This window comes from Arhodomonas sp. KWT (genome assembly GCF_010993615.1).
Genome location: NZ_WNXE01000977.1, coordinates 1 through 617 on the forward strand (window position 1 = coordinate 1; position 617 = coordinate 617).

At 70.8% G+C, this 617-nt stretch carries 1 protein-coding gene; it reads right to left on the reverse strand.

The genetic code is table 11. The features are described from left to right. Positions 1-617 (reverse strand): thiamine pyrophosphate-dependent enzyme (locus G7A99_RS23640; protein WP_240466405.1); only part of this gene is annotated, 617 nt, incomplete at both ends.

The following is a 617-nucleotide window of genomic DNA, read 5'->3' on the forward strand; positions in this document are numbered from 1 at the left end:
TACGCGGCGAAGGTCTCGCGCCACTGCGCCTCGGCGCGCTCGCCCTCACTCCGGGCGTCCCAGCCGGCGTAGACGGTGTCCGGCACCTCGAACGGGCCGTACTCCCAGCCGAGGAACTCGCGGGTCGCCTGGATCTCGTCGTCGCCGAGCGGTGCGCCGTGCACCCCGTGGGTGCCGCAGACGTTGGGCGCACCGAAGCCGATGACCGTCTTGGCGCAGATCAGCGAGGGCCGGTCGGTGACCGAGCGCGCCTCCTCGAAGGCCCGCCGCACGGCCTCGGCGTCGTGGCCGTCGACATCGCGCACGACGTGCCAGCCGTAGGCCTCGAAACGCGTGGGGGTGTCGTCGGTGAACCAGCCCTCGACCTTGCCGTCGATGGAGATGCCGTTGTCGTCGTACACCCCGATGAGCTTGCCGAGCCCGAGGGTGCCCGCGAGCGAGCAGGACTCGTGGGAGACGCCCTCCATCAGGCAGCCGTCACCGAGGAACACGTAGGTGTGGTGGTCGACGATGGTATGGCCCGGGCGATTGAACTGCGCCGCCAGGACCTTCTCCGCCAGCGCCATGCCCACCGCGTTGGCGAGCCCCTGTCCCAGCGGACCGGTGGTGGTCTCGAC